Consider the following 23,680-nt stretch of genomic DNA (forward strand, 5'->3'; position numbering starts at 1 on the left):
GTTTCATGAAGGCTTCAGATTCTGTTGACGATTAGTTAACAAATGACACGAAAACAACCATTTAATGCCCCTTAGATGGTTGTTTCAAAACATTTCAAGTGCTTTCCTTTTTTATTAATTCACCAAGAAAAGTGCAAATAGTGCTCGCTGTGCTCCCTTTTATAGAAAAAGCCCCTGCATATGCATGCATCAAAGCTGACGCAGCAAGCAAACTTGTATCCAATTTTTTATCACTTGCCAGCCCAGAAGCACCCATCCCTGAAACAAACCCAGCCAAAACATCGCCAAGGCCAGTTCTTGCAACACTTGAATTCACTTGCCCTATTTGCCAAGTTTTACCTTCTGGATCAGAGATAACACTATGAGCACATTTCAATAAGACAGAAGAACTGCAAGTTTTTGCAGCTTCAATTCCAGCCTTCAATGGATTCGAGCAATCAATTAAAGGAAATAACCTTTTAAATTCTTCAAGATGAGGGGTAAGCCAGGTAGGGCCTTTTCTATCATTTAGCCATTCCCAACCTTTTGATGTTATTGACAGCCTATTAATTGCATCAGCATCAAGAACAAGTAGGCCTTTGAAATCCTGCAAGTCAGAGCAAAAACAATCTTTTTCTTCTGCAATCCCCAATCCTGGTCCGAGCAAAATCGAGTCAAACCTATTCAAGTCAACTTCATTTAAAACTTTGGAGAAATCTGAAGAACCGTCCTGAAAAGCATTGAGATCTCCAAGTAACAAGACTTCAGGGTGAGTAATCCAAAGAGAAGATGAAACGGAATTGGGCAAAAAAGCACTAACACTACCTACCCCACTTGCTAAAGCTCCATTCAAAGCAAGGGATGCTGCCCCCCTGTATTTCTCACTCCCTGCAATCACCAGAACTCTTCCTCTCTGATATTTACTTTTACTTTTACTAAGCATGGGCCAAACAAAAGTAGACAAATCTGAAAAAGAAATCCTTAGAGGCTGTATTTCAGGAAAACCAGCTAAGATCTTATCTGGAATTCCGATATCTACTCTCTCTAAATTACCTACATAATCAATTGCTGAATCTTGAATTAATCCCGACTTAAATAAACCCAAAGTTAATGAAGAACTGGCTTTGCATGATGTATTTGATACTATATTTCCATTATCTGAGTCTAATCCTGCGGGGACATCAATACTAATTAACTTTTCAGGACTAAATGTCTTCTTCGAATTCAATAGGCGAAGTATTTCATCAGAAATAATTCTTGATTGTCCTAAGCCAAATAAAGCCTCAATCCATAATAAATCTGAATTTGAATCGGGTTTACGCTCCAAGTTTTCAATCCCAATCTGCATTGCATAATCAAAATGTTTTTGTGTTAATTGTTTTTTCAATGGGAATGGACACCAAATAGAAATATCAACGCCTGCCATATAAAGTTCTCTCGCAACAACAAGTCCATCGCCTCCATTGTGACCAGGCCCTACCAAAACGATTGCACCATTTTCAATCAACTCATGCCTGTCTAATATCCATGAAGAAATACCAATTCCCACTTTTTCCATCAGAGCTTCAACAGGCATACCCATAGAAAACATTTCTTTTTCTATGTTTTGCATCTGCTCTGAAGAAACCATCAAATGTTCCGAATCAGATTGAGGCCAATTCAAAATCAAAAAGCAACCAAACCCACTATGAATAGAAGCTACTATCAATGCCCATGAATGTGGAAACAAGAGAAACAAAAAAAGTTTTAAATCATTTGCCTTCAGAAGAAACAGTCGAGAAAACATTAAAAAGACTGCAAACATTTTCTGGAGATCATTCAGTTGTAGTAGGGCTTTCTGGAGGAGTAGATAGCTCCTTAACTGCTGCTCTACTCTGTAAAGCTGGATGGTATGTAGAAGGATTAACTTTGTGGCTAATGAAAGGAAAAGGTTCTTGCTGCTCTGATGGATTAGTTGATGCTGCAGGGATATGTGATCAACTTGGAATCAAGCATCACATAGTTGATTCAAAAGAAATCTTTCAAAAAGAAATCATCAATAATGTCTTAAAAGGATATGAGGAAGGAATTACTCCTTTGCCGTGCTCGCGCTGCAACAAATCAGTCAAATTCTCAGAAATGCTCAAATGGGTTAAAGAAAATAAAAATATCGAAAAGATCGCAACTGGGCATTACGCAAGGATTAGATACTCAAACGAATCTTTCAATGAGAATGATCTTCCGATTGATGGAATTAAAAGACATAAGCTTTTAAGAGGTAAAGATCTCAATAAAGATCAAAGCTATTTTTTGTATGATCTCCCTCAAGAAATTTTAGGAAAAACAATTTTCCCACTTGGAGAATTAACTAAAGAGATAACACGAATAGAAGCTCTTAAACATTCATTAAAAACTGCCAAAAAGCCAGAAAGCCAAGACCTTTGTCTTGCTGAACATTACGGATCAATGAATGCATTTATTGACAAGTATTTACCTCAAAAGAAAGGAGAGGTTGTACTTAAAAACGGTCAAATAATAGGCTCCCATAATGGAATTCAGCATTTCACGATAGGACAACGAAAGGGATTAGGTATTGCTTGGGAAGTGCCTTTACATGTTGTTGAAATTGATGCCTCTTTAAACAGAGTAATTGTTGCCCCAAGAGAAGACTCTGGCAAGTCAGAATGTATTGTAAAAGATATAAATTGGGTATCAATTGAAGCACCTCAAGAACCAATTGAAGTTGAGGTACAAATTAGATATAGAAGTAAAGCAGTAAAAGCAAAGTTAATACCAATTTTTGATAGTAATAAAGAAAATTATTGTTATAAATGTAATATTCATTTTGAAGAAGATCAATTTTCAATTACTCCTGGACAAGCAGCAGTATTTTACAAGGGTGATTATGTATTAGGAGGGGGACTTATTTCAAAAGAGTATTAATATCAACCATACTAACGTAATCGCAAAACACCTATTAAACTTATCAGAATCACTGCTATCATTGGTAAATCAGAAATTAATGTGTACAGTGTTTTCTTTCCATTTAATTCCAGATTAGCTAGTTGAACTAATTCTTCATTTGGCTTGAGGAGGGTATCAATTCTTCCATTACTTTTAATCAAAGATGTTGGTCCGGTATTAGAGACAGATATTAAATTTTTTGATGTTTCAATACTTCTTAATTGAGCAATAGATAAAAATTGTTTCTGCAAAGGAATAGGATAGGGATCTAAATTTGCAATCACTAAAATCCATTTTGCCCCTTGATTTACTGCTTTAGCTATAGCTTTCCCATTACTCAATTCATAACAAATAGCGCCTGCAAAAGAAGGCCCCTCCCAATCAAGAAGTCTTGATGGATTTCCACTTTCAATTCCACCTACTGCCGAGAGACCATTTTTCAAAAAGTTAGGCAATTCAGGAATCCATTCGCCCAGCGGGACTAATCTAGATTTGTCTAATACATCCGAAAAAGACTCTTCACCTGGATTAAAAACTAATAGTGAACTTCGTAAAGAACCATTTATTTTCCTGAAACCTCCAGAGAGAAATTTAATAGAAAAATCTCGAATCTTTGATCTATCCAAAGGCAACGTTCCTTCTGGAGCTATTAAAAAAGATGCATTCATTTCAAAAGCTTCAGTTAATGCTCTATTTACTTTTGAGGGCAAAGCATTTATCTCTTCCTGACTAAATTTTTGTCTTATTGGAATATTTGTTTGCCACATCGCAACCTTTTCTGATGAATCAGTTGGAGAATCCAACAACAAGATAAATCCAAGTAAATGAGCTAACGAAAAATAAGCAAGGCCAAGAATAATAAATTTCTTGGCTTTTTTTCTAGATTGAAAAGCAATTGAAAGTTGCCATATCCACCATCCAGCTAAAAGATGGATAGTGGCCAAGCCGCCCGAACCTATCCATCTTGCTAATCCAGCCAAATATCTATCTTGTGGTAATAAACTTGGCCCTACACCAATCCAAAACAAAGGGCCTCTAGATAGTAGTTCTTCAGAAAGCCCCCATATTGTTGACAATAAAACGGCATAAATAAACTTATTTTCTAATTTAGAAAACTGAAGTCTTCCAGGAGCCAAAAAGCAACTCAAAGCTGACCAAATAAAAACCAGACCCCCTCCAAAGGCTCCACAAAAAAGCCATATAAAAATGGTTATTGGTAAACTTAAATTTGAGCTTATCCCTACCCAACTAATTGGATGCAAAGATAGCAACCACTTATGACTCCATAAAATAGCCATCGCACCCCAACAAAAGCCTCCCCATGGATTTTTACTAGCAGGCCAAAGTAAAGATATTCCCAAAAGCATGAAAATATAATTGCCTTCACTAAGAGAGATTCCTGCTAGAGCTCCACCAGCAAAGGCTTTAATAAAAAGAGAATAGATATTATTCATAAATCCAATTTAATTGAATATACACCGACAAAATTCATACTCTCTGGTTAGTTATCTTTTAAATAGATGTAATTTGGGTATTAATCTGCAAGAATATTTTCGAGTACTTAATATTACTGTGAGAGAAATCTTAATTAGCTTCTCTGTTTGCCTTAGCTGCTTGATGATTGCAGTGATTAGCCAAATCATCTCACCGACTCCAACGAATGCCTTACAAATTGACCAACCAATCCAAGCGGATGTAAGGCAATCCACAAAAACCAGCGAGTCTGTAACTAATCCATTTGAATTAGACCCAGAAGACCCAAATCCATCACTTTTTACTATGGCTTCAGATAAAACCAGTGCAAGCAACTCTCCTCTCGGAGGAGCTGAGATAGGAGCATCTCAAGTAACTTCAAGTGGACTAAAAATTACTGAATTAGTTTTAGGTGATGGTCAAGAAGCTACCCCAGGAACAAGTGTCTCAGTAAATTACAAGGGTACTCTTGATGATGGGAAAGAATTTGACAGCAGTTATGGGAGAGGTCCTTTTGAATTTTCTTTAGGTGCAGGGATGGTGATAAAGGGTTGGGATGAGGGAGTAGCAGGAATGAAAGTTGGAGGTAAAAGAAAATTAGTCATTCCACCAGAATTGGGGTATGGCAGCAGAGGAATAGGTCCAATCCCCCCTAATTCAGTTTTAACGTTTGAAGTGGAATTATTAGGTGTTAAGTGAGTTTCTTAAATTATTCAGAAAGCTCTAGATAAAGTTATGGCGTTTGTTGACAAACGCCATTAATGTAAAAAAAATAATGTTCACAAATTATTCTCAGATGTTGAGCGAAACACTTACATCAATCTTTAAAAAGCTTCCAGCAAAATCTGTTCATGCTCACTGTGACGGACCTTGTGGTGTATACGACCCTGCTTCAGCAAGAGTTGCCGCAGAAGCAGTTTTGTCTATGACAAAAAAACTTATTGCTCTAGCTCCAGCTGGTAACGATCAAGCTTCCATTTCAGCTTATAACAACACTTTTTCTCGCTTCGTAGCGATTAAAGAAGAAGAATCACAAAAGGCCAAAAAAGAACTTCTAATCCTCTGGACTGATTACTTCAAGCCTGAGCACTTAGCTACATATCCAGATCTTCATGACACTTTTTGGAAAGCAGCAAAGCTTTGTAGTGCATGCAAGGTAAATATTGATCAAACCAAGGCAGAAGAATTATTAGCAGCTGTACAAAAAATTCACTCGATGTTTTGGTCATCAAAAGGTAGAAGTGATAGCTGGGTTACCGCAAGCTGATAAAAGTCTTTTCCACAAGCCAGACTTATTTACTTTAATTACTTTGATAATCGGATACCGACAACATTTACGTGTTGTCGGTACTTCTATGGAAAGAACTCTTAAAGAGGGCGATTTAGTAACTTATAAAAAGTTAAACCCAAAAAATTTTGACTTAGAGATTGGCGATATCGTCGTTGCCTCTCATCCAAAAACAAAAAATAAGTTAATAATTAAAAGAATTCATAGGATTTTTCAAAATAAATTTGATTTAAGGGGAGACAACTCATTGTCAAGCACTGATAGTCGAGAATTGGGTTTATTTGAATTAGATTTAATCATTGGGAAAGTAGACAAAATCTTCTCTAACTAGGCTTATGAGATTGGCCAAGATATTGTCCGTAATTTATAAGTTACCAATTAACTTTTTAACTCCACCTAATATATCTTCCTGTGACATAAGAGATTCACCAACTAAAACAGCATCAGCCCCATAACTCTTCACTAAATCCAAATCCTCACGATTAAATAAACCTGACTCGCTTACCAAAGTAATAGAATTTTCCTTGATTTGGTTAGCATAATTTTTGGCCAATTTCTTTGTAACCTCAAGATCAGTTTTAAAACTCTTTAAATTTCTATTATTAATACCTATTAAATTAAATACATTAATATTTAGTACTCGTTCAAGTTCTTCTGAGTCATGAACCTCTACTAATATTGTAAGTCCCAAATGTTCAGCGACCTTAGATAAGTACTTTAAATCAGAATCTGTCAGAATTGCCGCTATCAAAAGTGCAGCATCAGCACCAGCAGCTCTTGCTTGGTAAAGCTGATAGGGGTAAAGGATAAAGTCCTTACATAGGATTGGGATTATGATTTCCTTTCTAACTTCCACTAAGACATCAAAACCACCTTGAAAAAATTTTTTATCTGTTAAGACCGATATGCAGTTAGCACCCCCCTCTTGATACATTTTACCTATCATTTTCGCGTCAAAGTCTTCTCTAATTATCCCTCTACTTGGACTAGCCTTTTTTATTTCTGAGATTAGTGCTGGTTTCGAATTACTATTTCTTAATGCATCTATAAAATTTTTTGTTTTTGGTAAATCCTTGATCTTTTTCTTTAAATCTTCAAGCGAAACTTTTTTTCTTGCAATCTCAACTTCTAGATGTTTTTCCCAAACAATTTCCTCCAAAATATTTTTAGGTTTTGAATCTGGGTGAGGAATTGCATACTCTAAATTAGCTACTTTTATACTTGGGTTAGGAGGTCTTCTTCTGATTTCCATAATTTAAATAATTAATGATCTATAAAGATAAAATTTGATTTACTACTTCTTTATTTGTAAAGATGCCTGCTTATAAGCAACCTCTACAACTTCGCTTAATGTTGGATGAGTATGAACTTCTTTTGCTAAGTCATTAACTCGTTGTCTTCTAGAAATTGCATTAGAAACCTCCTGTATGAGATCAGCCGCATGTAATCCATAAATATGAGCCCCAAGGACCTCTCCCGTCTCTTTATTAAAAATCAACTTCATAATTCCATCACTTTCTAATTCAGCCAAGGCCTTAGAGTTCGCTTTAAAATAACTTCTAACAATTCCAAGTTCAAAGCCTTCGTTTTTCGCTAGATCTTTTGCTTCTTCTTCCGAGAGTCCCACGGAACTTATCTCAGGGTGAGTAAAAGTCGCTGCAGGAATACTTCTGTAGTCAATTTCTATTGCTTTTCCTAAAATATTTTCTACAGCAATACTCCCTTGCGCTGCAGCGGTATGAGCCAACATCAACTTACCCGTAACATCTCCGACTGCCCATAGATTAGAAACCGGTTTTTCATTTACCAATACTCTCATCTGATCATCAATTGGAATAAAACCTCTCGTTGTTTCAACTCCAACGGATTGTAGATTTAGATTTTCAGTCGACGGTACTCGGCCTGTTGCGACCAGAACAGCGTCAACTTGCAACTCCTCAATTACTTCTCGACTCTTTGCATCTGTAAGCTCGACCTCAACAGGACAACCTGGCTTAACTTTAGTAGCGAACACACCAGCTCGAGTTTCAATATCTCTTTTGTCAATTAGGTTTCTTGAAGCAATTTTCGTGATATCTGGATCAAAAGTAGGCATTACTTTATCAAGAGCTTCAATCATGGTTACCTCACAACCTAAAGCTGTATAAATATCAGCGAATTCCAAACCTATATAGCCACTACCAATTATTGCAATCCATCTTGGCAACCATTCTAAATTAATAGCCTCATCACTTGTAAAAACAGTTCGTCCATCAATTTCAATTCCAGGCGGTACAAAAGGGTCTGAGCCTGTAGCTAAGATAATATCTCTAGCAGAAAAAATTCTATCAACTCCATTAGTTTCTCTTAAACCGACCTTTTGATTGCCTTCTAAACGTCCTTCTCCTCTAAGGATCTCAACTCCAGATCTTTCCAATGTTTTAGTTAGATTTTTTCTAATTGTCTCGACTAAAGTTTTTGCATGTTCGGCTATTTTTTTACGTTCAAATCTAACCGGAGCCGAATGTATCCCAAATTCAGCAAGATGAGGAACATCTGCAAGCTCACGAACTTTACCACTGGCAGCTAGTAATGCTTTAGAGGGGACACAGCCTCTGTTAACACAGGTCCCACCCATATCTCTTGATTCGACAATCGCCACTTTCAAGCCAGCCTCTGCCGCGTGTTTAGCTGCATCAAAACCTCCATATCCAGCTCCGACAACAATCAAGTCAAAGTCAAAAGAAATTTCACTCACGATTTTTTTTGGATACCCTTAACCATTTTTACTCTTTGTCGCTCCAACAAGAGAGGAACTGCAGCAGATGCCACATTAAGTGAATCAACTAATGAGCTATGAGGCAACGTAACAAAGTCGGTACAACATGCTTCAATTGAAGCATGAACACCTGAACCCTCATTACCAAGAACCAATACTGTAGGGAGATCCCAGTCTAATTCCCAATAAGGTTTCACTTTCTTATCAGTAATTTTATTCGGTGAAATTGTTCCTACTACTTGGTAATTATCATCAATTGCAATATTGAGTTTTGAAACAAGCATTTCAATACTTGAAGAAGATGAATGTCCAATCCGTTCAAAAGGCATATGGAGAACTGAGCCAGCGGAGGATCTTAAAACCTTTTGATTAAGTGGATCGGCTCCAGAAGCTAACCACATAACCTCATATTCACCAGCAAGAGCTGATCGAAATAAATTTCCCAAATTACCTGGATCTTGAATCCTATCCAAAGCCAAAATATGTTTAGGGGCTTTTCCCGATTTTGGTAACCCTTGCATTGGGAATATCGCTGCGACACCATCAGGTGTGACTGTTGACAAAGATGTTTCTAAAACGTTTTGGGCTACAAGGGTTAACAAAGTTCTTGAAGCTAATTTTTTTAAAATTTCCTCATGCTGATCACACCATTCAGGAGTTGCAATAACTTCTGTTGGCAAAAAATTTGTTTTCAAAGCCTCTTCTAACAAATGAGACCCCTCAAGCAAAAGAGAAGAATGCTCTTCACGTCCAGTTTTTTTCAAAAGACCCCTTAATTTTCGAACCAAAGGGTTTCTTTTACTTGTAATCAATGGCGAATATGAATTATTAATTTTCTAACCTCAAATTATTTAATTTTGGAAAAGCAGAAAAGTTTCTTGCATTAAAAACCACTTATTTTCTTATTAAATTCAATAAAAACCATATAAAAATTTTATTCAAACTTTCAACATTATCAATATTTAATTTGAACCCATCAATTTTCAATAAGGTTGACTGGACTATTTGAAATCCACTTGGCATTATGGCTGGGTAAGCAGTTCGCTCCAATATGAGTAGTGTGGCGACGATTAAAAGGAATATTATTCCGCCACATCTGGAGGTAAAAGGAGGGCGTCCGCTTAGTGGGATCTTAAAAGTTAGTGGGGCAAAAAATTCTTCGCTAGCTTTAATGGCTGCGGCGCTTCTTACGAAAGAAAAGCTCCTCATTCAAAATGTCCCACAACTTACGGACATTGCAGTCATGTCAGAGATTCTCCGTAATTTGGGCGCAAAGTTAACTAAAACAAATAATTCTATCGAAATTAATTCAGAGTCCATTCATAATGTTGAATTACCGTATGAATTAGTTCATAGCTTGAGAGCAAGCTTTTTCTGTGTTGGCCCCTTGCTTACAAGACTTGGAGAAGCAAAAATTCCTTTACCTGGTGGTTGCAATATTGGAGCAAGACCTGTCGATGAACATATCAATGGTCTAAAAGCTTTAGGAGCGGAAGTTGAAGTTATAAATGATGTTGTAAAAGCTAAAGTTTCAACCAAAGACAAAAGATTACTTGGAGCGAATATCACTCTTAAATATCCCAGCGTTGGAGCCACGGAAACCATCTTGATGGCTTCTTGCTTAGCTTCAGGCAAAACAACAATATCGAATCCAGCTAGAGAACCAGAGATCCAGGATCTCGCAAAAATGCTTAATTCAATGGGAGCAAAAGTTTTTGGAGCAGGAACGAAAAAAATCACAATCCTTGGAGTTGAATCTTTAAGCGGGACTTCTCATTGTGTTATTCCAGACAGGATAGAAGCAGGAACTTTTCTTATTGCTGCAGCAATAACACGATCGCCTCTCATTATTGGTCCAGTAATCCCAAATCATTTGAGCGCTGTTATTTCAAAATTAAAAGAATGTGGTTGTTCAATCTCTCAACATGGGAATCATCATTTAAAAATCATTCCAAGAGAGATTTCAGGAGTTGATATAACAACAAGTCCATTTCCAGGCTTCCCAACCGATCTTCAGGCTCCATTTATGTCACTAATGGCCACCGCTAAGGGTTCAAGCAAAATCAAAGAAAGAGTTTTTGAGAAGAGAATGCAACACGTTTTGGAGCTAAATAAAATGGGCGCCTGTATTTATCTAGAAAACAATACTGCTCATATAAAAGGAGTAAAAGAACTTGTGGGTTCAAATGTAGAGGGAGGAGATTTACGTTCTTCTGCTGCCATTATCCTTGCATGTCTCTCTGCCAAAGGAAATAGTATTTTCACGGGCCTCGAACACTTAGATAGAGGCTATGAAAAATTAGAAGAAAAATTAACGACTGCAGGTTCTATTATTTCTAGAAAATTTGATCAAATAACATCTCATAGTTCTTTCTCTAACAAAATAATTAGTGAAGACAATATTGATACTCAAAAAAATGCAGCTTAGTTTCATATATTTGCTAGTTTTGACATAAAATAAACACATGGGAGCGTGGTGGAATTGGTAGACGCACCGCACTCAAAATGCGGCACCTTCGGGTTTGTCGGTTCAAGTCCGACCGCTCCCACTTCATTGATGAAAACTTACAATCGTTTTCCCTTAGATCTCATTAGGGGTAAAGGCTCATGGGTGTGGGATAAAAAAGGCCGAAAATATCTTGATGCTGTAGCTGGAATTGCAACATGTTCACTAGGCCACAGTGATAAAGCATTAATCAAATCCTTATCAAAACAATTAAAAAAACTTCAACACGTATCTAACCTTTACGGAATACCAGAGCAAGAAGAATTAGCTCAATGGTTAACTTCACAAAGTTTTGCCAAGAGTGTATTTTTTTGCAATAGCGGTGCTGAAGCAAACGAAGCTGCAATTAAATTGGCAAGAAAATATGGGCATATTGAACGTAATATCGACAACCCAGTCATTCTTTGCTCAAAGGAAAGCTTTCACGGAAGAACACTTGCCGCTGTCAGTGCGACAGGCCAAACGAAATACCACAAAGGTTTCGAGCCAATGGTTCAGGGATTTCAGTTTTTTTCTTATAATGACAGTGAATCTTTTGAAAATCTATTTGATACTTTAGAAAGAACAGGTCCACAAATTGCAGCTGTATTTATTGAACCTATACAAGGTGAGGGAGGAATAAATATTGGAAAAAAATCATTTTTTGAGCTCTTAAGAAAAAAATGTACTCACAGCAATGTTTTATTGATATTTGATGAAGTCCAAACTGGAATGGGGAGGACAGGTACTCTTTGGGGATATGAACAACTAGGTATTGAACCTGATGTTTTCACACTAGCCAAAGGGCTTGGTGGAGGTCATGCCATTGGAGCGTTATTGGTTAATCAATTGGCTGATGTTTTTCAGCCCGGTGATCATGCCAGCACTTTTGGAGGGAATCCTTTCGCTTGCAGAGCAGCTCTAACCGTTGGGAAAGAAATACAAAAAAGAGACCTCCTAAATAAAGTCACTGAGAGAGGAGCTCAATTAAAAGAAGGATTAATTAAGCTTTCAAATAAATATTCAGACATTTTTATTTCCACTAGAGGCGTTGGGCTTATTCAAGGTCTCGTTATAAAAGACAATATCAAAACAACATCTCTTGATATTGTCAAATCCGCCTTAGAAGAGAAACTACTTCTAGTATCAGCTGGTGTAAAAGTATTAAGAATAGTCCCTCCTCTGACTATTACAAAAAAAGAAATCAACGAGCTTTTATCGAGACTAGACAAATGTCTGATGAAACTTTCATAGCACAATCGAATTTCATTTCTGAAAGCAAGAGCAAAGAATATAAAGATATGAATCTGGGCATAGATCGTATGTCATTGGCTATTAATGCCATGGGAGATCCCTGCAAAAAAAAACCTGCTATTCACATAGCAGGAACAAATGGGAAAGGCTCTATTGGCGCTTTTATTAATAGTGTTCTTAGCTTAGTAAACATCAAAACTGGGGTTACCACTTCTCCCCATTTGGTTGATTGGGTTGAGAGAATATGTATCAACAAGACTCCAATATCAAAAGAGGAATTTAAATCATTAAGCCTGTCTCTTTCTCCAATTGCAAAAAAATATAGCTTGACTCCTTTTGAATATGTAATTGCAATAGCACTTAAATATTTTACTTTAAGGGAAGTTGAACTTCTTATCCTTGAAGTAGGGCTTGGGGGTAGACTTGATGCAACAACCGCGCATCAATATAGACCTATTATTGCATTTGGAGCTATTGGGCTTGATCATTGTGAATACTTAGGCAGTAGTCTAGAAAAAGTAGCTATTGAGAAAGCAGCTGTAATAACGACAAAGAGCACTGTCATTACAGCTACTCAAGACAATATTGTAAAAAGAGTTTTAGAAGAGACTGCCAAGAGAAAACAAGCAGTCATTCATTGGGTAGATCCAATTGCATCAGACTGGGAACTCGGCCTATCAGGAGTAATACAGAAAGAAAATGCAGCTGTAGCCAAAGGGGTTATTGAATCCTTAAAAAATATTGGCTGGAATATTTCTGAAGGACAACTTCGAGAAGGCTTATCTCTTGCTAAATGGCCTGGAAGACTTCAAGCAACAAAATGGGAAGGGATGCCCATAGTTGTCGATGGTGCACATAATCCTCATGCGGCTAATCAATTATCAATTGAAAGGGACACATGGACTAATCAAGAAAGTGGAATTATTTGGATACTAGGGATTCAAAAAAGAAAAGACATGATAGGCATTTTGCATAAACTAGTCAGAGAGAAAGATTTAGCTTGGATAGTTCCTGTCCCTGGCCAACAAAGCTGGTCAAAAGATCAAATTTTAAGTTTTTGCCCTGAATATAAACACCAAATCAAAGAAGCATTTAGTGTAGAAGAAGTTTTATCAACACTTAAAAAACAACATAGATGGCCATCTCCACCACCAATTATTTCAGGATCGCTATATTTAATAGGTGACCTTTTTCAAAGGAAAATATTGAAAAGTTAAATTGTTTAAAACAATAGCAATTAAATCAATTGACTTTTAGATTCCACCCTTTCAGTTTACCTGGATTGAGAATCCCTTTTGGATCAAAGTTACTCTTAGCTTGCACTTGATCAGAATCAATCACACCTAGACCTCCATCTTCAACAGTGATTGTATGCGGATTAAAAATCACTGCACCAAGGTCTCTGCATTGACTGATTAATTGATTCATAGCTTCTTCACCTTGCCACTTAACAAGAGGAAGTGAAGCTAATCTTTGAACTCCATTTTGACGAACACATTCCAAATGCCATAAAAGATTTGATCTCCACTCGGATTTCAAATTTTTCATCATTTCTAACTCAGGCTGAGGAAGAAGCATTTGCAAATATGTCCAATTAGGATCAATGCCACGCATATGTAAAGTCGTATGGTTCCAAGAAAGCTCTCGAAGGCCTGTGCCTGCCTTAAGATTTTCTGGACCTAAATCAACAAAATCTGCACCAGCGGATTTCGCAAGTCGCTCAATGGTACTAACACCATCAAGTGAGACCAACAGTAAAATCCTATGTTTACCGGAGGATTTACCAGACCAATCTGGAAGACAATTAACAATTTCTTTTTCTAGCAGGGTTCCCAAATAAATCTCCAGTGCAGCGCAATTAATTTTGCTCAATAAGTCGACAGCCTGTTCCCAATCAAAACAGTCGACAACTATTTGTTGCCATTTAATATATGGAGCAGTAGATAATTTCAATGCAGTAATAATCCCGTTAGTTCCATAAGCATGATTCAAAGCCTCTGAATGATTTGCGTTCAATTCAAGTTTTCTTGGTGAATCCTCAGTTGTTATTATTTCTAAGGATTGCAAATGACCAGGATCTCGCAGGAATCCCCAACGAACAGATCCTATTCCACCTGAACCACCAGCGATAAAGCCACCAATCGAGGCACTTCTCCATGTACTTGGAAGCAACCTCAACTGACGACCATGCTTAATCAACTCATCATTAATATCTCTAAGCAAACAACCAGATTCCACTGTGATTTCACCTGATTTTGAATCAAAATTTCTAATTTTCTTAAGACCAGACATAACCATAACAACTCCACCTTCAAGAGGAACACACTGCCCATAGTTCCCTGTTCCAGAGCCTCTAAGGGTCATAGGAGTTGAATACTTATTACAAATTTGAGCCACAACAACAATTGCATCTACAGAAAGTGGTCTAACGACTATGTCAGCCACGCAATCTTTTAATTCATTGATCAATATTGGCGAATAATCAAAGAAATCTTTAGAGAACCTCTTTAAATCAGTAGTTTTTTGATAGATCTCTAGATCAGAAATTGATTTTAGTTCACTTAAAAGCGACTCTATTTTCTCTTTATTAGTCATGACTCATCTTTTGTGAATGTTGATTTTTTGTTTTAGGCAATTCATTCAAGAATTCACCATTAACGATTACCCTTCGATTAGGTCTATCAGACAAAGCTTTTACCCAACTATTTGAAGCTAACAAAACAAAATCGGCAGGACTTCCCTCTTGAAAAAGGCCATCCCATTGAAGGTTAAGAACTTGTGCAGCAGACGAGGTAAACGGAGAAAGGCCCAATCTATCCCAAGGGGATAAATGAGCAATTGGCATGGAAAGAGCCATTAGATTTATTGGATCAAAATTAGATAAAGGAAACCAGGCATCATTGACATTGTCACCTCCAACAGATACAACAACTCCAGCCTGTTGAAGTTGAAATATTGGAGCCAGTGGTCTTTTAGTTAAAGTAAAGCGACCTTTTCTTCCAAGAAGCCAAGAATTAGTTAGTGGCAAAGCAACGACTTTTAACTTGTTTTTAGCCATTCTTTTGGCCAAACCTGAAATCGCTTTTTCTTTTAACAAACCCATGCTGCTTAAATGACTACAAGTTATTGATATCTCATTTTTAACTTGACCTAATACTTCTAGAAGTAATTTCAATCCTCCAGCAGAGCAAGACTGAGACTCATCCATATGTAGATCAATATCACAATTAAGTCTATTTGCGAGTTGCACTAGATGTAATAAAGACTTAAAAGCCTTCCTCTTATTAAAAGGAGGAGCTAATACTCCACCTAAAAGATCTCCATTGGAAGCAACTCTTTGAGCTAAAAGACTTCCTTCATCAGTTTGCCAAAAGTCCAATGGAACCAAAGCAACAAACTGCAAGAAAATTTTTTCTTCCCATTTTTTTCTAACATCCTCCAAAAGATCCCAATCTCTCATTGCAGTTTTTCCAAAACTGTCAATATGGGATCTAATTGCCCTAATCCCATTAACAAGAGCTAGATTGAGAGACTTTTCAACGCTGAAAATTAATTCATCTTTGGACCTCAATTCATATTCACTTAGATTCGCAGCCAAAGCTTGTGGGTAAGTACCCTGCAAATTGGATGAACGGGACCATGAAAATGCTTTATCTATGTGTGCATGAGGTTCGGCAAATCTTGGCAGAAGAATTTCCTCAGGAACTTTAGATGTTTCCTTTATCCCCTTAATTGAGGTAATCGTTCCATCCCTCCACTCAATTTGAGCAAAGGACAAGCCTTCTTGATTAATTGATGTTCCTAATACATCCTTTCCATTGCCAATCAAACATCTTGGGACAAGAACATCTATGCGCCCAGACCTTGGAGGACTTGCAATCAATTCAACATTTTTTGCGAAATTCACTTTTGAATAGATTTCAATCCCGAGCTTTTATCAATCCCGGTTCTAATTACACAGTAACTTCAATACCTATCAATTGCGTTGTGATCAAAATATAAAAAGTTAAAATTTAATCCTTACTATCTACAATGTTATTAAGCTAAATTTTTTACCAAAATCATTTTGAAATCTCAAAATGACAAATCATTGGTAAATTAAAAGCACAAGGCGGGCGTCGCCAAGTGGTTAAGGCAGCGGCTTGTGGCGCCGCTATTCGGGGGTTCGAATCCCCTCGCTCGCCCTTGAACATTTTTTGGACTCAATCTCAAAAATCTTGTTTTCCAAGGAAAAAATAAACCTGCGATGACAGCATCCATAGCTCCTAATAAACAAAACACATCTTTAAGCACCAACAGAGGAAGCTATTGGATTACCACTTTTGGATGTCAAATGAATAAGGCTGATTCAGAAAGAATGTCAGGCATTTTGCAAACAATGGGATATCAGCTTGCAGAGGAGGAACTAAAAGCGGATTTAATTCTCTACAACACATGTACTATTCGTGATAATGCTGAACAAAAAGTTTATAGCTATTTAGGAAGGCAAGCTATAAGAAAAAAATCAGATCCTCATTTAAAAATTATTATTGCAGGATGCTTAGCTCAACAAGAAGGTGAAGCCCTATTAAGAAGAGTTCCTGAAATAGATCTTGTAATGGGGCCTCAGCATGCAAATCGATTAGAGACTCTTCTTAATCAAGTTGATAACGGTCATCAGGTTTTAGCGACTGATGAACAGCACATATACGAAGACATAGCTACAGCAAGAAGAGAGAGCTCCATCTGCGGTTGGGTCAACATTATATATGGATGCAATGAGCGGTGCACTTATTGCGTAGTCCCCTCGGTTAGAGGCAAAGAGCAATCAAGAACACCGCAAGCTATTAAACATGAAATAGAAGAGTTAGCGAGCATTGGATACAAAGAAATAACCCTTTTAGGGCAAAATATAGATGCTTATGGCAGAGACTTTAAAGCTTATGAGTTTAATAAATCTGGACAATTAACACTTTCATATTTATTAGAATATATTCATGATATTGAAGGAATTGAGCGTATTAGATTTGCCACAAGTCATCCAAGGTATTTTACGAAAGAGTTAATAGATGTATGCGCAAAACTTCCTAAAGTTTGTGAACACTTTCATATCCCATTCCAAAGTGGAAGTAATAAAGTACTCAAAAACATGGGTCGTGGATATACTATTCAAACCTATAAAGAGATTATAGATTACATAAAACAAATAATGCCTGATTCATCTATTACTTCTGATGCAATTGTAGCTTTTCCAGGAGAAACGAAGGATGAATTCGAAGAGACACTATCACTTATAAAGGATGTTAAATTTGATCTTGTCAATACTGCAGCATATTCTCCCAGACCAAATACGCCAGCTGCTTTATGGCCTAATCAATTACCTGAAACAATAAAAATTGATAGGCTAAGAGAAATTAATAACTTAGTGGAAAAGACCGCAAAAGAAAGAAATTTAAGATATAAAGACTCATTACAGGAGATCCTCATAGAGAATATAAATTCTAAAGATAATTCCCAATTAATGGGAAGGACAAGAACAAATCGACTAACCTTTTTCCCAAGGCACAGAATAGATAGCAAATCACATCAACCCGGAGAAATAGTGACAATAAAAATCAATGAAATTCGTCCATTTTCATTAACTGGAAGCTTTTCATAAATGTTAATTAATTCAAAAAAATTACCTTATAAGACATACAGAATAAAATAGTCATGTTGAATAAAAAAACAACGATAGGACTAGTGTTTGGTGGAAATTCAAGTGAACATGAAGTTTCTATAAAATCAGCTCAAACTATTTACAATGCTTTTTCTCATTCTTATAATCGCGATCGATTTAAGGTAAATCCAATATATATCAACAAGTATGGTTTTTGGGAAGATTCAAAATACTCAAAGTCAATTTTACTGGAAGAAAAAGAATCAACTAAAACCATAAAAATTGATAAGAATCCTACAAATAAACTGATTAACTTGCCAAAAGAAAGTAACAAAGTTGATGTATGGTTTCCCGCATTACATGGTCCAAATGGGGAAGATGGAGTTATTCAGGGATTATTTAAATTAACAGGAAAGCCTTTTGTTGGATCAGGGACTCTTGGTTCATCTTTAGGTATGGATAAAATAGCAATGAAATCAATTTTTAAATCATTTAACCTACCTCAAGCTCCATATATTTATTTACACAAAGAGAATTTATTAGATAAATTATTTATGCAGTCCGTTTTTGATAAAATAGAAAAAGTAATAAACTATCCCTGTTTTGTAAAGCCAGCCAACCTAGGATCTTCAATTGGCATAACCAAAGCATATTCAAAACAAGCACTAATTACTGGAATAGAAATTGCAGCAAAATATGATAGGAGAATTATAATAGAAAAAAATATTGATGGAAGAGAACTTGAATGTGGAGTATTAGGAAAGTCCATAATGAAAACATCAGTTGTTGGAGAAGTTAAATTTCAAACTGATTGGTATACATATGAATCCAAATATGATGAGAATCTTAGCAGTACAATTATCCCAGCTGATTTGAACATAGAGATAGTTAATAAGGTACAAAAGCTAGCAATCGAGGCATCTAAAGCTATTAATGCTTATGGTTTGGCCAGAGTCGATTTTTTTTACCAAGAGAGCACTCAACAGATTTATATAAATGAAGTTAATACCTTGCCAGGATTCACTAAAACAAGCATGTATCCAACGCTGTGGGAAGCTTCTGGATTAAAACTGGAAAAACTTGTTGCTAGTCTCATAGAAATAGCTAAAGAATGAATTAACCATGACATTTTTAGATCTCTTTTTCAAAAAATGATTCACGGTCTCCTTTGGTTGCCATTATTGATGGCTTTTATTCTCATAGCTTCCCTTGGCTGGATAGAAAGAAGGCGACAGAATCTCTATTTGATTTGGGCTAAAGGTTCGGAGCTCGCCAAGCTTGATGGGACAGGGGCTGCTCGATTAAAAGCTGGCATTTTATGCTGGAGCAGCTTTGAGGCTGGCAGCTTCAAGGAGCAAGCAACTTTCGAAGTTAAGAAATTAGAAATGGTTGAGCTAATGGCTCTCAGTTCAGGTGAAGCTCCTTTAACTAAAGAATCTGAAGGACGTTGCCGACTCAGGCTTGTGGGCTCAGGGAAAGAAATCGATGTGCCTTTTTCAGATGCTGAGCGTGCTCGGCAATGGATGGACAAACTTATGTCCAGAGCAAGATGCGACCTTTGAAATCAAATAATAGAAAAAACAGAAAATTAAATAATAAAAATCGAATCTCAACGATAAAAGTCTCAAATATTTTTCAGAATAAAAATTTTCTAATTGAACTTTGGCAATTAATTTTTTTTTCAAGCACTTCAATTTTTCTGATTCTTACATTTTTAAACCAAGCTTGGAAACCAATAAATTTTGATCAAACTAAAATCTCAGGCCTATCTGGAATATCAAATCAAGATATCAAACAAACAACTAGTATTTTTTTTCCAAGAAATTTGTTGGAATTAAATCCAAAAGAAATTGAATCGTATTTAATAAAAAAGCTTCCTATAAAAGGAGTTTCAGTGAGTAGAAAGTTTTTTCCTCCCGAAGTTCATCTAAATATTTTAGAAAGAGAGCCAATAGCTTTTGCTAGTCGTGTTCTCTCAAGCAATATTGAAAAAGGAATGATTGATATTGAAGGATCGTGGATACCTATTCAATTTGTAAATAAGGCAAAGCAAAATAAAATAAAATTATCTATAGAAAATTGGAATCTAAATAAAAAAAAAGAAATTATTTTAATAATTAAAAATAGATTTATTTTTCAAAGCCCTCTTCAAAAAATAAAAATAGATCCGCTTCAGGAAATCAGCCTAAAAACCAAGCACTTTGATTTAGTCCTTTTAGGATCAGGAACTGATCGTTTAAAAGAGCAAATTAATAAACTCAACCAGCTACAAAAATCATTACCAAATCTTTTAATCAACACAAAAGTAAAAATCGTGGATCTTAAAGATCCAACCAAACCAGAATTAAAAATAGAAAAAACACTGAACGAAAAAAGGTAAATACCTTGCTATGACTTGACTTTTTAGAAATTCTTGACATATTTATTGCAATTCATGCTCAATCAGGGAAATTAATTTGTTAATCAATTTGAACCTTTAAGCCAACAGAATTCATGGATGATGTTCATAATGCCCAAAACGAGTTCTAATCCTGAATATGGTGATGGGAATGGGAAACAAATCTAGTTTCAACATGGATGAAGGGATCCTGCCCAGTCAATCTGCACGTATTGAGGTTATTGGCGTAGGAGGCGGTGGAAGTAATGCCGTCAACCGAATGATCAATAGTGATCTTGATGGAGTCACGTATCGAGTACTCAATACAGACGCTCAAGCTCTTATCCAGTCATCAGCTACTCATAGAGTTCAGCTTGGTCAAAGCTTAACTAGAGGTCTTGGGGCAGGCGGTAATCCAAGTATTGGTCAAAAGGCAGCAGAGGAATCAAGAGCTGATCTTCAACAAGCCCTAGAGGGAGTCGACTTAGTATTTATTGCAGCTGGTATGGGAGGAGGTACAGGGACTGGAGCAGCCCCTGTCGTTGCTCAAGTTGCTAAAGAAAGTGGTGCTTTGACAGTAGGGATAGTTACTAAGCCATTCAGTTTTGAAGGAAAACGTCGTTTAAGACAAGCTGATGAAGGTATCGCAAGGCTTGCAGAGAATGTTGATACGTTAATTGTCATTCCAAACGACAGACTAAAAGATGTAATTTCAGGGGCACCTTTGCAAGAAGCCTTTAGAAGCGCTGATGATGTTCTCATGAAAGGAGTTCAAGGAATAAGCGACATAATCACTTGTCCAGGATTGGTGAATGTAGATTTTGCTGATGTGCGTTCTGTTATGACGGAAGCTGGTACTGCACTTTTAGGGATTGGTTTAGGCTCTGGAAGATCAAGAGCTTTGGAAGCAGCTCAAGCAGCAATTAATAGTCCTCTCCTAGAAGCAGCTCGAATAGATGGAGCGAAAGGATGTGTGATAAATATAACCGGAGGGAAAGATATGACTCTTGAAGATATGACATCTGCTTCTGAAGTTATCTCCGATGTAGTAGATCCAGAAGCAAACATAATTGTAGGTACAGTTGTTGATGAAAAACTTGAGGGGGAGATTCAGGTAACCGTGATTGCTACAGGATTCGACAGTAATCAAATTTATTCAAATGAAAGAAATAGAGCAAGACTTTCTCCTCAATCACTTTACGAACAATCTGAAATCAGAGAAGCCGGGGCTTCAATACCTGAGTTTTTACGTCTAAGACAAAATCGTTAAGACTTCTCAACTTACATGTATTAAGGTGACCCGGAATCCACGCCTGCTTTGAGCATCCCGTATGGCTGCTACCTTCCGGTCCTGACCAGGTTTGAGCGTCACAGCCGCATGGGGCCGAGTCACTAATATTCTAGCAACAGCTAAACACGTTATTAAGAATTAAATGCAAACCACAGAATTGGTTCGTTTTAAAAAGTTAGGCAAACAGATAACTGTATTAACTGCTTGGGATGCTATTTCTTCCTCAATAGTAGAAGCCGCAGGAGCTGATGTTGTTCTAGTGGGAGATTCACTTGGAATGGTTGTATTGGGTCATGCGACGACACTTCCGGTAACACTTGATCAAATGCTTCATCACACGCAGGCTGTTTGTAGAGGTTTTTGCAAACCTCTTTTAGAACAACCTTTAGTAGTATGTGATCTCCCTTTTTTAAGTTATCAATGTGGAGAAGATAAGGCGGTTGAAGCTGCTGGAACTCTCCTAAAAAATTCCTCTGCTTCAGCAGTGAAACTTGAAGGAGCCGAGCCTGAGACTTTATTGGTAATTAAAAGACTTATTAGAATGGGAATACCAGTAATGGGGCATCTTGGTCTAACGCCACAATCAGTTCATCAACTTGGATATAAATCACAAGCCAGGGATAAAGATAGTCAAGAAAAAATTTTCATGGATTCAAAAATGCTTCAAGACTCAGGGTGTTTTGCAATAGTTCTAGAACATATCCCAGGAGAAATTGCCAGCAAATTAAAAAATAAGTTAGATATTCCTGTAATTGGCATTGGAGCAGGCAGTGATTGCGATGGGCAGGTAAGAGTTACAGCTGATATTCTTGGCCTTTCAATTGCACAGCCTCCTTTTGCAAAGCCTTTACTTTCAGGACGAGAACTTTTCATCGATGTCCTAAAAGAATGGATTAATTCTACTGATCTCGATAAAGTGAATCCCACCATAAAAACATCTGAATAAAAATCTGATTGCTAATTTGCATCCCCCTGGGATCACTTAAAAAATACCTTCCATTGTTTCTTAATAGAGATCCTTCGTTTAAAGAATTTAGCCAAAATTTTTCCAGTAATTTTAAATTCTTATCGCATTCTTCTTGCGTCCATCCACAATTTTTAGCAAGTTCCTCCAAATGAACACCTTCACGTCTTCTTAAACCAATCATCAGTAGTTCATCAAATGGCATCGGTTTTGACTTTTCACTAGACAAGGTTTTCTCTGATATTTGACTCTCTTGCTCATTAATCCATTTTTTATAACCAGCAATTGTTCTGGGTCGAGAAAATCTCTCCCCCCAAGGAGCACTTGTTGCCCCCATCCCAAAGCCCCACCAACCAGAACCACTCCAATACACACGATTATGTCTAGAGGCATGTCCAGGCAATGAATAACTTGAAATCTCGTACCTAGAGAAACCCTTATTTTTCAAAAATCTATTGGTTTGAAAATCTATTTTTATAGCTTCAGATTCAATTGGAATGTTTAACTTACCTTTTTTATATAATCTTCCAAAAACAGTTTCTGGTTCGATAGTTAAATCATAAATTGACAAATGAGGGGCTTCAGTAGCAACTGCTTGTTCCAACTCTTTAATCCACTTAGACAAGTTCGATCCTGGAAGATTTTGAATCAAATCAAGGCTCCAGCTTGTTAACATTCCTTTTTTAAATAAGTTATTCAGCCAATTACAAGCCTCAATTAATTGTGATCGATTATGTTTTCTACCAATTGAGGCCAAAGTACTGTCATCAAATGCTTGACCTCCCAGGCTAAATCTATTGATTCCTATTTCTATGTATTCATTCAAATCATTTTCAAAAAATGTTGCTGGATCAACCTCCATAGTTATCTCCGCACCATCTTGAAATCCAAATTTTCTTTGAAGATTTTTCAATAAATCACCAACCTCATTTTTTTTCAATATTGAGGGTGTTCCACCGCCTAAATAGATGGTTGATAATGCAGGACCAATGGGGGCAATTGAAATCTCTCTATGAAGTAAATCCAAATATGAGTTTATAGAAGACACCCCTGGACTACCAGGTGCTTGAGCGCTATTACCTAAAGGGATAATAGAAAAGTCACAGTAAAAACATCTTTTATGGCAAAAAGGTATATGCAAATATGCACTTCTTGGTGGGGCTACCATTTGATCTCTAGATATACAAACCCAAATAAATGGTCACTTTTACAATCCAAATCTTTGAAAAT

The 23,680-nt window shown here is 36.7% G+C and carries 21 protein-coding genes, 2 tRNA genes and 1 other RNA gene; 15 read left to right on the top strand and 9 right to left on the bottom strand.

Going from position 1 to position 23,680, the window contains the following annotated elements; translation table 11 throughout:
- Positions 1–94: 94 nt before the first annotated feature.
- Positions 95–1,642 (bottom strand): NAD(P)H-hydrate dehydratase, encoded by a 1,548-nt coding sequence (locus tag SIB53_RS01065; RefSeq protein ID WP_413678396.1) that lies wholly within the window; start codon positions 1,640–1,642, stop codon positions 95–97.
- 44 nt (positions 1,643–1,686) lie between these two features.
- Here SIB53_RS01065 and mnmA point away from each other — a divergent pair, with 44 nt between their 5' ends.
- Positions 1,687–2,901, top strand: coding sequence for a tRNA 2-thiouridine(34) synthase MnmA (mnmA, locus tag SIB53_RS01070; RefSeq protein ID WP_413678397.1), 1,215 nt, complete (start codon positions 1,687–1,689; stop codon positions 2,899–2,901).
- Between the two features lie 11 nt (positions 2,902–2,912).
- Here the strand turns inward: mnmA and SIB53_RS01075 are convergent, their stop codons facing one another.
- Positions 2,913–4,376 carry an apolipoprotein N-acyltransferase gene (locus SIB53_RS01075; protein ID WP_413678398.1) on the bottom strand — a complete coding sequence of 488 codons (1,464 nt, stop codon included), beginning with the start codon at positions 4,374–4,376 and terminating at the stop codon, positions 2,913–2,915.
- Positions 4,377–4,539: 163 nt separating this feature from the next.
- Here SIB53_RS01075 and SIB53_RS01080 point away from each other — a divergent pair, with 163 nt between their 5' ends.
- The 3 genes from SIB53_RS01080 (at position 4,540) to sodX (ending at position 6,014) form a co-directional block, all read left to right on the top strand.
- Positions 4,540–5,094: an FKBP-type peptidyl-prolyl cis-trans isomerase gene (locus SIB53_RS01080; RefSeq protein ID WP_011294948.1), complete on the top strand. Its 555-nt coding sequence runs from the start codon at positions 4,540–4,542 to the stop codon at positions 5,092–5,094.
- A 97-nt stretch (positions 5,095–5,191) separates the two neighbouring features.
- Complete coding sequence (gene sodN / locus SIB53_RS01085) at positions 5,192–5,662, top strand: superoxide dismutase, Ni (RefSeq protein ID WP_413678399.1); 471 nt, start codon at positions 5,192–5,194, stop codon at positions 5,660–5,662.
- Positions 5,637–6,014 carry a nickel-type superoxide dismutase maturation protease gene (gene sodX / locus SIB53_RS01090; protein WP_413678400.1) on the top strand — a complete coding sequence of 126 codons (378 nt, stop codon included), beginning with the start codon at positions 5,637–5,639 and terminating at the stop codon, positions 6,012–6,014. Before sodN ends, sodX begins: the two co-directional genes overlap by 26 nt.
- Positions 6,015–6,047: 33 nt before the next feature.
- On the opposite strand, the gene trpC is transcribed toward sodX, so the two are convergent.
- Genes trpC through SIB53_RS01105 form a run of 3 tightly spaced genes read right to left on the bottom strand, consistent with a single transcriptional unit; the run spans position 6,048 to position 9,253 of the window.
- Positions 6,048–6,935 carry an indole-3-glycerol phosphate synthase TrpC gene (gene trpC / locus SIB53_RS01095; RefSeq protein WP_413678401.1) on the bottom strand — a complete coding sequence of 296 codons (888 nt, stop codon included), beginning with the start codon at positions 6,933–6,935 and terminating at the stop codon, positions 6,048–6,050.
- Positions 6,936–6,977: 42 nt separating this feature from the next.
- Positions 6,978–8,420, bottom strand: a complete 1,443-nt coding sequence (gene lpdA / locus SIB53_RS01100; RefSeq protein ID WP_413678402.1) for a dihydrolipoyl dehydrogenase — start codon at positions 8,418–8,420, stop codon at positions 6,978–6,980.
- On the bottom strand, positions 8,417–9,253 hold the full coding sequence (locus SIB53_RS01105) for a TrmH family RNA methyltransferase (protein WP_413678403.1): 837 nt from the start codon (positions 9,251–9,253) through the stop codon (positions 8,417–8,419). Before SIB53_RS01105 ends, lpdA begins: the two co-directional genes overlap by 4 nt.
- 239 nt (positions 9,254–9,492) lie before the next feature.
- On the opposite strand from SIB53_RS01105, the gene murA reads away from it, so the two are divergent.
- The 4 genes from murA (at position 9,493) to SIB53_RS01125 (ending at position 13,397) form a co-directional block, all read left to right on the top strand.
- Entirely contained in the window at positions 9,493–10,869 is a 1,377-nt protein-coding gene (murA, locus tag SIB53_RS01110) for a UDP-N-acetylglucosamine 1-carboxyvinyltransferase (RefSeq protein ID WP_413678404.1), read from the top strand.
- A gap of 39 nt (positions 10,870–10,908) precedes the next feature.
- A tRNA-Leu gene (locus SIB53_RS01115) sits at positions 10,909–10,990 on the top strand.
- An 8-nt stretch (positions 10,991–10,998) separates the two neighbouring features.
- The gene (locus tag SIB53_RS01120) at positions 10,999–12,180 is read left to right on the top strand and encodes an aspartate aminotransferase family protein (RefSeq protein WP_413678405.1); all 1,182 of its coding nucleotides are present in this window, start codon (positions 10,999–11,001) and stop codon (positions 12,178–12,180) included.
- A complete protein-coding gene (locus tag SIB53_RS01125) occupies positions 12,159–13,397 on the top strand; it encodes a bifunctional folylpolyglutamate synthase/dihydrofolate synthase (RefSeq protein WP_413678406.1) in 1,239 nt (412 codons plus the stop codon). Before SIB53_RS01120 ends, SIB53_RS01125 begins: the two co-directional genes overlap by 22 nt.
- Before the next feature lie 25 nt (positions 13,398–13,422).
- On the opposite strand, the gene SIB53_RS01130 is transcribed toward SIB53_RS01125, so the two are convergent.
- Complete coding sequence (locus SIB53_RS01130; RefSeq protein WP_413678407.1) at positions 13,423–14,775, bottom strand: FAD-binding oxidoreductase; 1,353 nt, start codon at positions 14,773–14,775, stop codon at positions 13,423–13,425.
- Positions 14,768–16,087 (bottom strand): amidohydrolase family protein, encoded by a 1,320-nt coding sequence (locus SIB53_RS01135; RefSeq protein WP_413678408.1) that lies wholly within the window; start codon positions 16,085–16,087, stop codon positions 14,768–14,770. The genes SIB53_RS01130 and SIB53_RS01135 overlap by 8 nt, the downstream gene beginning before the upstream one ends.
- A 204-nt stretch (positions 16,088–16,291) precedes the next feature.
- Between SIB53_RS01135 and SIB53_RS01140 the strand changes: the two genes are divergently transcribed.
- The 6 genes from SIB53_RS01140 to ftsZ all read left to right on the top strand — a co-directional run bounded on the left by SIB53_RS01140 (position 16,292) and on the right by ftsZ (position 21,465).
- Positions 16,292–16,364 (top strand) — tRNA-His (locus SIB53_RS01140).
- Between the two features lie 62 nt (positions 16,365–16,426).
- On the top strand, positions 16,427–17,818 hold the full coding sequence (miaB, locus tag SIB53_RS01145) for a tRNA (N6-isopentenyl adenosine(37)-C2)-methylthiotransferase MiaB (RefSeq protein WP_413678409.1): 1,392 nt from the start codon (positions 16,427–16,429) through the stop codon (positions 17,816–17,818).
- A 53-nt stretch (positions 17,819–17,871) separates the two neighbouring features.
- Entirely contained in the window at positions 17,872–18,933 is a 1,062-nt protein-coding gene (locus SIB53_RS01150; protein ID WP_413678410.1) for a D-alanine--D-alanine ligase family protein, read from the top strand.
- Between the two features lie 36 nt (positions 18,934–18,969).
- Complete coding sequence (locus tag SIB53_RS01155; RefSeq protein ID WP_413678411.1) at positions 18,970–19,380, top strand: hypothetical protein; 411 nt, start codon at positions 18,970–18,972, stop codon at positions 19,378–19,380.
- Positions 19,368–20,198 carry a cell division protein FtsQ/DivIB gene (locus SIB53_RS01160; protein ID WP_413678412.1) on the top strand — a complete coding sequence of 277 codons (831 nt, stop codon included), beginning with the start codon at positions 19,368–19,370 and terminating at the stop codon, positions 20,196–20,198. Before SIB53_RS01155 ends, SIB53_RS01160 begins: the two co-directional genes overlap by 13 nt.
- Positions 20,199–20,367: 169 nt before the next feature.
- The gene (gene ftsZ, locus SIB53_RS01165; protein WP_413678413.1) at positions 20,368–21,465 is read left to right on the top strand and encodes a cell division protein FtsZ; all 1,098 of its coding nucleotides are present in this window, start codon (positions 20,368–20,370) and stop codon (positions 21,463–21,465) included.
- Positions 21,466–21,489: 24 nt separating this feature from the next.
- Here ftsZ and ffs read toward each other — a convergent pair.
- An RNA gene (gene ffs / locus SIB53_RS01170) (signal recognition particle sRNA small type) lies at positions 21,490–21,586 on the bottom strand.
- A gap of 42 nt (positions 21,587–21,628) precedes the next feature.
- Here ffs and panB point away from each other — a divergent pair.
- Complete coding sequence (gene panB / locus SIB53_RS01175; protein WP_413678414.1) at positions 21,629–22,432, top strand: 3-methyl-2-oxobutanoate hydroxymethyltransferase; 804 nt, start codon at positions 21,629–21,631, stop codon at positions 22,430–22,432.
- Here panB and hemW read toward each other — a convergent pair.
- Positions 22,386–23,618 carry a radical SAM family heme chaperone HemW gene (hemW, locus tag SIB53_RS01180; RefSeq protein WP_413678415.1) on the bottom strand — a complete coding sequence of 411 codons (1,233 nt, stop codon included), beginning with the start codon at positions 23,616–23,618 and terminating at the stop codon, positions 22,386–22,388. The genes panB and hemW overlap by 47 nt on opposite strands.
- Positions 23,619–23,680: the final 62 nt, after the last annotated feature.

The organism is Prochlorococcus sp. MIT 0916 (assembly GCF_047305155.1).
Lineage (GTDB): Bacteria > Cyanobacteriota > Cyanobacteriia > PCC-6307 > Cyanobiaceae > Prochlorococcus_B.